Annotated in this window: 8 protein-coding genes and 1 pseudogene; all 9 read right to left on the bottom strand. The window is 36.2% G+C overall.

From position 1 onward, the window contains the following. Positions 1-109: 109 nt before the first annotated feature. Positions 110-1,495: an FtsK/SpoIIIE domain-containing protein gene (locus BUA73_RS08180; protein WP_000813488.1), complete on the bottom strand. Its 1,386-nt coding sequence runs from the start codon at positions 1,493-1,495 to the stop codon at positions 110-112. A 28-nt stretch (positions 1,496-1,523) separates the two neighbouring features. Next, positions 1,524-1,907 (bottom strand): YdcP family protein, encoded by a 384-nt coding sequence (locus BUA73_RS08185; RefSeq protein ID WP_001234286.1) that lies wholly within the window; start codon positions 1,905-1,907, stop codon positions 1,524-1,526. A gap of 18 nt (positions 1,908-1,925) precedes the next feature. Further along, a complete protein-coding gene (locus BUA73_RS08190) occupies positions 1,926-2,240 on the bottom strand; it encodes a YdcP family protein (RefSeq protein WP_000420682.1) in 315 nt (104 codons plus the stop codon). A 332-nt stretch (positions 2,241-2,572) separates the two neighbouring features. Then, a pseudogene (locus BUA73_RS08195) lies at positions 2,573-3,178 on the bottom strand (methyltransferase); the annotation flags it as partial. Positions 3,179-3,197: 19 nt separating this feature from the next. Beyond that, positions 3,198-3,821: a flavodoxin family protein gene (locus BUA73_RS08200; protein WP_072903629.1), complete on the bottom strand. Its 624-nt coding sequence runs from the start codon at positions 3,819-3,821 to the stop codon at positions 3,198-3,200. A gap of 106 nt (positions 3,822-3,927) precedes the next feature. Then, a complete protein-coding gene (idi, locus tag BUA73_RS08205) occupies positions 3,928-4,434 on the bottom strand; it encodes an isopentenyl-diphosphate Delta-isomerase (protein WP_072903631.1) in 507 nt (168 codons plus the stop codon). 1 nt (position 4,435) lies between these two features. Further along, complete coding sequence (locus BUA73_RS08210) at positions 4,436-5,827, bottom strand: MATE family efflux transporter (RefSeq protein ID WP_072903632.1); 1,392 nt, start codon at positions 5,825-5,827, stop codon at positions 4,436-4,438. 118 nt (positions 5,828-5,945) lie between these two features. Further along, positions 5,946-6,188, bottom strand: a complete 243-nt coding sequence (locus BUA73_RS08215; protein WP_072903635.1) for a YgjV family protein — start codon at positions 6,186-6,188, stop codon at positions 5,946-5,948. Between the two features lie 153 nt (positions 6,189-6,341). After that, positions 6,342-6,571 (bottom strand): zinc ribbon domain-containing protein (locus BUA73_RS08220; protein ID WP_143146990.1); only part of this gene is annotated, 230 nt, incomplete at its 5' end.

Raw genomic sequence — 6,571 nt, forward strand, 5'->3', positions numbered from 1 at the left:
CCAAAGGATTTTCTAATGTTTTTTTGACTGTTTCCTGTCGATTTGTACCCCCCTGTTAGATACGGGGGGGTAAGTGCTGGCGTGGCTATTGCCACACCAGCCAGCAAGATCAGTCCACACCTGCGACTTCCGCTTCGCACGTCGCCTGCGTGGACTGTCTGCTGTTGGATAACTTTTTAATTTCCTCCAAGAAATCATATCCTTTTGGTACAAGGGGAGTATAAAACTCTGATATGACACTTGTTCCTACATCAACATAGCCACGACCTTTGATTCGCTTTAAGAAGAAATCCTTTTGTACGTCACTGCCAAACATCATGCCATAGCCCATTTCAGACATACGACCTAAAGCCACTCTGAAATTAAACTGATCACGGATTCCGTCGCCTAAATATTTTGCGTCTGGACGTTGACAAGCCAGTATTAGAAAGAAGCCAGCTTGACGACCTAACATGACAATCTGTTTCAGCTTATTCATAACTGCGGTGTTTTCTTTTGTTCCCAGCATTTCCATGAAAGCGACGTATTCATCAAAGATTAAGAAGTGTGCCGGGAGACCTAAGTAAGCATAATTTTTGCCAGTCTTATAGTTCTTCATCTGCTTCATTTCCTCACTACGTTTCATCATTTCTTCATAGAATGTTTCAATGCAAGAAAGCAAGTCTTCTTTTCTATAGTAGACATTTGCCATCACAGAACCTAAGTCCGCAAGATCAGCATTTTTCGGGTCAAGAATATACAGTTTTGAATCTGTATGAAGCAAGGCTTCAATCAGTGTCAGTATAAAGTAAGTTTTACCGCCACCTGTACCACCAGCAATCAACATATGAGGGAGCTTATCATATTCCCACCATACGTTTTTCATTAAGCGAAGTTTACCATCTTTAGCTTCTACTTCATCAATAGAAATACGACTGGCTATGGTGTCATAGAGCAAAGTATATTCCACATAGGAATCCTTTAACTCTTTATCCGTCAGCTCACAGTACAAGCCACTCTCTAATTTCTTTTCCAAGTGTAAGAGTTGGTCTTGATATTTTCCCAGCGTGATTTCCACCCGTATCTGTATCAAGCCATTTTTAAGTCGATAATACATTTTAGGGAAGTAGGTTATCTTTTCCTTTGTACGACCAGCACTATCTTTAAAGAAACCCTCTGTTTTGACCTGTTCAGATTCATACCACTTGTTTTCAAGTATCATCTTTGCCAGTTTTTGACGGTGGTAAAGTTGTTTAACCGTATCATAGCGAACCCGTTTGAATACAAACGCTACCAGCAAGCAGATAAGAATTGCGACACTGAAACTGATAATTAAATAGGGAATGTCAATCTTATCTGCTTGTGATAGGTTAAAATCCTGCCAGTTGATCTGCTGGATTGTCTTCACATGAAACAGTCCGACAACCAGCAGGAAAACAGGCAGGAGTGACGCTATCGTAAAATGAAAGACTAAATCTTTACCAGATGGGCGAATCCTTTTACCACGCTGTTTCATGCGAAAAAGTCTCCTTTCTACCTAGCGACTATTTGTCTTGTGTCGGTTCTTTCTTTGCTTGTGGTTGAGCTTTGAATGAACTAGAATCCTTTGTCAGCACAATATCGTCTGCCTTGATATACCAGTCAACATCTGCTCCTTGATAGGTGGCAGTAGCAACGGTGTCCGCAATGGGATTGATAAGTTCCACCCGTGCGTTATAATCAAACTCTTTCAAAGGCACGCTGGCAGGAATACTTACTTGAATCATGCGTCCTTGTCCTTTGGATTTTAAGTCATAGGTACGTTCCTTGATTTCATCTGAAACCGACCCGTCTTCATTTTGGATTCTCACTTCACGACGTAGAGCAGAGAATTTCAATTCTCCAAAAGTCGTGTCTTTATCTAATACAATGCCATTTGCTAATCTCATCATTTTTCCTCTCTTTCTTTATTCTTTTATCATGTCGTCAGCATGTAAAAGGTAATTTGTAAAACCACGAGTGCCGATTTTGTAGCCCTCTGCGGTAATACGTGGATTGACTAACTTCACACGTTCCTCAAAGCCGAAATGTTTTTCGCCAGCTTCAGCAGGAAGCACCACCACAATATCATCTGCTCTTTGAACATCAGAATAGAGATTATAGCTTCTTGATAAGACAGTTAGCCGTCCGTTGATTCTTCGCTGAACGACTTTATCCTCGCCAGCAAATTCTAAATTGCCGAATGTTTTTTCCATGTTGGGAATCACAAATTTAAGTTCCATATTTTTACCTATCCTTTCTTTTTTATTGGCTGAATGAATGTTTGATGGTCTTAAAGAGTGGGGAACGACCTTTTGATTCTTGATTTTTTGTTTTCATAAGTTCACTTCCTTTCAAAATCGGGTAAAAAAATAGACACCTCATTTTTTGAAGTGTCTACCTATTAAATATTCAAATTTTATTGGAAGTATCTTTATATCTTCACTTTTCAAGGATAAATCGTCGTATCAAAGCTCATTCATAAGTAGTAAATTAGTAGTAAATTGAGTGGTTTTGACCTTGATAAAGTGTGATAAGTCCAGTTTTTATGCGGATAACTAGATTTTTATGCTATTTTTATCTCTACAAAATAATAGTAAAGTATAAAAGTCAAATAGGACTTTCCACATCCAAAATCAAGTATGGTTAGTTCCTTATAATCGCCTTTTTTTATTTCATCATCTATTATCTCTACAAATCTATTAATCTGTTTGTACTTATCGTACTTAGACTTAACTATTTTCCCCTCTTTTGTGAAAATACCCAGGTCAATGAAAGGCTCAATTAGCATGCCTTCCTTCAAAATGTAGTTCTTTTCTTTGTTATGGCTGAAATCATGCTTCACCACATTCTGATTTTTTTTCTTAGATAAAAACACCTTGCCTTTTTTTGATATTTTTAAAGTTGCTGTATATTCTTCACTCCACAAGTCAAGTTGCTTATAAGAATTAAAAAAATACTCCACAAGCTTTTCCTGTAATTGTGCTATATCTATGTTTTCATGAAACACTTGTTTGTCAGTATATTTCTCAATCTGAAAGTATTTGCGAGATTCTCTGTCTATCTTTAAATTGAATACTATTTTATTAAATTCAAAATCCTTATTGGATTTATTGCTTAATACCAATTTAAAAGGATCATACCCAAGTAACTGGTCAATATTTTTCATTAATTCTTCCATGTTTCCACCCTTGCTTATTTTATCGAATAAAATTCGTATTTACTCGTGTTTCTCTTTCTGGCAATGTAACACCTGCATTTTTTCCAGCCTCAATAGACTTTAATAACCAAGCCATATTTCGTCCAAGAACTCTCATAGTTTGAAGACCTTCTTCGTCTTGCATAACTTGCTCTGCAGTGTTGCCATGAACCATATTCCAATATTGAGATGAAACCACTGGCATATTCGAAATAGTAAAATACTTATTTATCTGATCTATGGTAGCAGTAGTTCCTGCCCTTCTTGCACTTACAACTGCAGCCCCTGGCTTAAAAGCAAAACACTTTCCAGCATAAAAAGCTCTGTCTAAAAGGGATATAAGTGCTCCATTGGCAGAGGCATAATAAACAGGGGATCCAAATACAAATCCATCTGCCTTCTCTGCTTTTTCGATGAACTCATTTACGCAATCATCATTGAATACACATCGTCTATTATTGTTTCTACATTTTCCACACCCAATACAGCCTCTAATAGCTCCTGAACCTATTTGAAATATTTCAGTTTCTATACCTTCTTTCTTTAATTCCCCCTCAACTTCCTTTAATGCTGTGTATGTACAACCATTTTTATGAGAACTCCCATTGACAAGTATAACCTTCATACTCTTACCCTCTTTCTCTACATTTCTAATTTACTATATAATATATAGTATCATATATATTATATTTATTATACTTCACTACCATTATATTTATATCATGGTACATTTATATCATATTATTTTTTACCATAACTTTAAACCAATATGTAAATTCACTAGGCTTGCTTTCCACCCATTTTTTCAGCTTTTCAAGGGATATCCACATAATTTCATGAATTTCCTCTTTATTAAAAGGAATATCCCCATTATACTCACATGTGAATATATGATCAATTTCATTTTCGCTTAGTCCATCTTGAAAATCACATCTATACCTTATCACACCAGTTTCCACAATGTTTTCTATCTCAATACCTAATTCCTCAGTAACTCTTCTTTTTACCGCCGCCATTATATCATCATCTATTTCTATTTCATGACTACAGCATGCATTAGTCCAAAGACCTGGAGAATGGTATTTTGAAAAACTTCTTCTTTGTACAAGCATTTCCCCACTTTTATTGTAAATAAGAAGTGAAAAAGCCCTATGGAGTATGGCTTTTTCATGTACATACATTTTTTCTTCATAAGCTATAATATTATCTAACTCATCTACAACAGCTATTTTATTCATACTATTCCCCTTTAAAAGTTATGCCTTTATTTTTCCATGCACCTTTTTTGTAAGCTATAATTGTTATAATAGCTCCCATACTCCAAGAAACTAGCAAAGATATAAAAGTGGATTCAGGCCTTCCATGAGGGTAAGCAACACTTCTTGTAAAATACGCTATCCCATATGCCACAGGAACTCTTAACAAAACCGTTACTATAAGAGAAATCCACATGGGAGTCATTGTATCCCCTGCTCCTCTCATAACACCAGATAAAGATTGGGTTATTGCCATGGCAATATAGCCCACAGCTAGAATCTTCATCATCCTCATTCCCATATCCACTAATTCCTGTGTATCTGTAAAGATACTCATTAGACTTCTTCCAAATAAAAGAATAGCAACCGTGATGACACAGGCTGTACTAACAGCAATTATTGTTCCTTGCTTAGTTCCTTCATGTACCCTATGAAGCTTCCTAGCCCCTACATTTTGGCCTGTGAATGTGGTCATAGCATTTCCAAAAGTAAAATTAGGCATCATGGCAAATCCATCTACCCTCATAACTATTACATTGCACGCAATTACCATCTCGCCAAAACTATTTGTTAGAGATTGGACAACTATCATGGCCATGGAAAATATAGCCTGGGTAATGCCCGAAGGCAGACCAAGTTTTATGATTTGAAAACAAAAAGTTTTTTTAAGTTTTAAAGTCTCTAAATTTAAATCAAAGGTTCCTTTCATCTGTGCTAACCTTATCATACAAAGTATTGCCGATATAGCCTGGGCAATAACCGTGGCCAATGCCACTCCAGCTACACCCATATCCATAACTGCTACAAACAAAAGATCTAAACCAACATTAATTAAGGTTGCTACGATTAAAAAAAGCAAAGATGAAATTGAATCACCTAGTCCCCTAAGTACACCTGATAAAATATTGTAATAAGCAAATCCAGCAATGCCTAAATAATAAATAATGAGATATTGCCCTGACCAAGTTAAAATGGATCTAGGGGTATTTAGTAAATTTAATATGGGATATGTGCTGATTGGCCCAATGACCATTATGATCACAGAAGCAATGGCAGTAAGAGTTATGCAAACCCCTACAGTATTGGATAAATTGTCTCTCTCCTTGGCTCCAAAATACTGTGATACCATTATACCAGCTCCAACGGATATACCAACGAATAATACTATAAGTAAATTTAGAATTGGTCCTGCACTGCCTACAGCAGCTAAGGCATTATCACCGATGTATTTTCCAACAATAATTGAATCGGCAGTGTTGTACAATTGCTGGGCAATGTTTCCTAGCAACATAGGGATAGAAAATTCAACAATCCTCTTCCATGGTGTCCCTTCAGTCATGTCTCTCGGCTGAAATAAATTAGATATTACGCTCATATTTTCTCTCCTTTTCTCTTTAAGATAACTAATATATATCTTACCATTAATCTTGGAATTATTAAAGTAAAAAAACCCTCTGCCATTGTTCCATAGAAGAGGGTTAGTCCGTAAATCTTTAATTTTTTTCACCATTTTCCAGTGTTCTGTTTTTCTTTAGCTTATACAAATTGTACAAATTGATAAATATTATTATAAAATTGGGGATTGCCACAGGATATGCATCTAATAAGACACCATATACTACGTACAAAAGACAACCTATTGTATTTACAATTCTAAGCTTTACAATATTGGTCATTGTAAGTGATATTAATATGCATGCTGACGCCGCATATCCTATCCATTGAACTAGATTCATACAAAGATACTCCTTTTTCTTTTGTTTACGTAAAATATTTTATCGTGAACTTACCCCACCCACAAGGGGATGGGGCTTCCTGCTTCTTCGACCTCGCAATCTACTATCTCCACAGGCTTGATTCCGATAGTTCCTACCGTATTTATTACAGGATTACGCCACCTCTATTTTTAGTTCTTTTAATCCTTGCTTTAGAATATTCTTACTTGCATTAGCATCTCTATCGTGTATGCTATGGCATTTAGGACATACCCATTTCCTTATATTTAAGTCCTTAACTTCTGCATTTTGGTAGCCACATACTGAACACAATTGGCTTGAAGGGTAGAAGGTATTTATTTTGTGTACAGTTCTACCATACCATTCAGCCTTGTATTCCAGTA

This window comes from Hathewaya proteolytica DSM 3090, assembly GCF_900142225.1.
Classification (GTDB): Bacteria; Bacillota; Clostridia; order Clostridiales; family Clostridiaceae; genus Hathewaya; species Hathewaya proteolytica.

Excerpts from the sequence above, each read along its gene's own strand:
- BUA73_RS08190 (WP_000420682.1), bottom strand. The coding sequence starts at position 2,240 with ATGGAACTTAAATTTGTGATTCCCAACATGGAAAAAACATTCGGCAAT.
- BUA73_RS08185 (WP_001234286.1), bottom strand. The coding sequence starts at position 1,907 with ATGAGATTAGCAAATGGCATTGTATTAGATAAAGACACGACTTTTGGA.
- BUA73_RS08215 (WP_072903635.1), bottom strand. The coding sequence starts at position 6,188 with ATGAATCTAGTTCAATGGATAGGATATGCGGCGTCAGCATGCATATTA.
- BUA73_RS08200 (WP_072903629.1), bottom strand. The coding sequence starts at position 3,821 with ATGAAGGTTATACTTGTCAATGGGAGTTCTCATAAAAATGGTTGTACA.
- BUA73_RS08210 (WP_072903632.1), bottom strand. The coding sequence starts at position 5,827 with ATGAGCGTAATATCTAATTTATTTCAGCCGAGAGACATGACTGAAGGG.
- BUA73_RS08180 (WP_000813488.1), bottom strand. The coding sequence starts at position 1,495 with ATGAAACAGCGTGGTAAAAGGATTCGCCCATCTGGTAAAGATTTAGTC.
- idi (WP_072903631.1), bottom strand. The coding sequence starts at position 4,434 with ATGAATAAAATAGCTGTTGTAGATGAGTTAGATAATATTATAGCTTAT.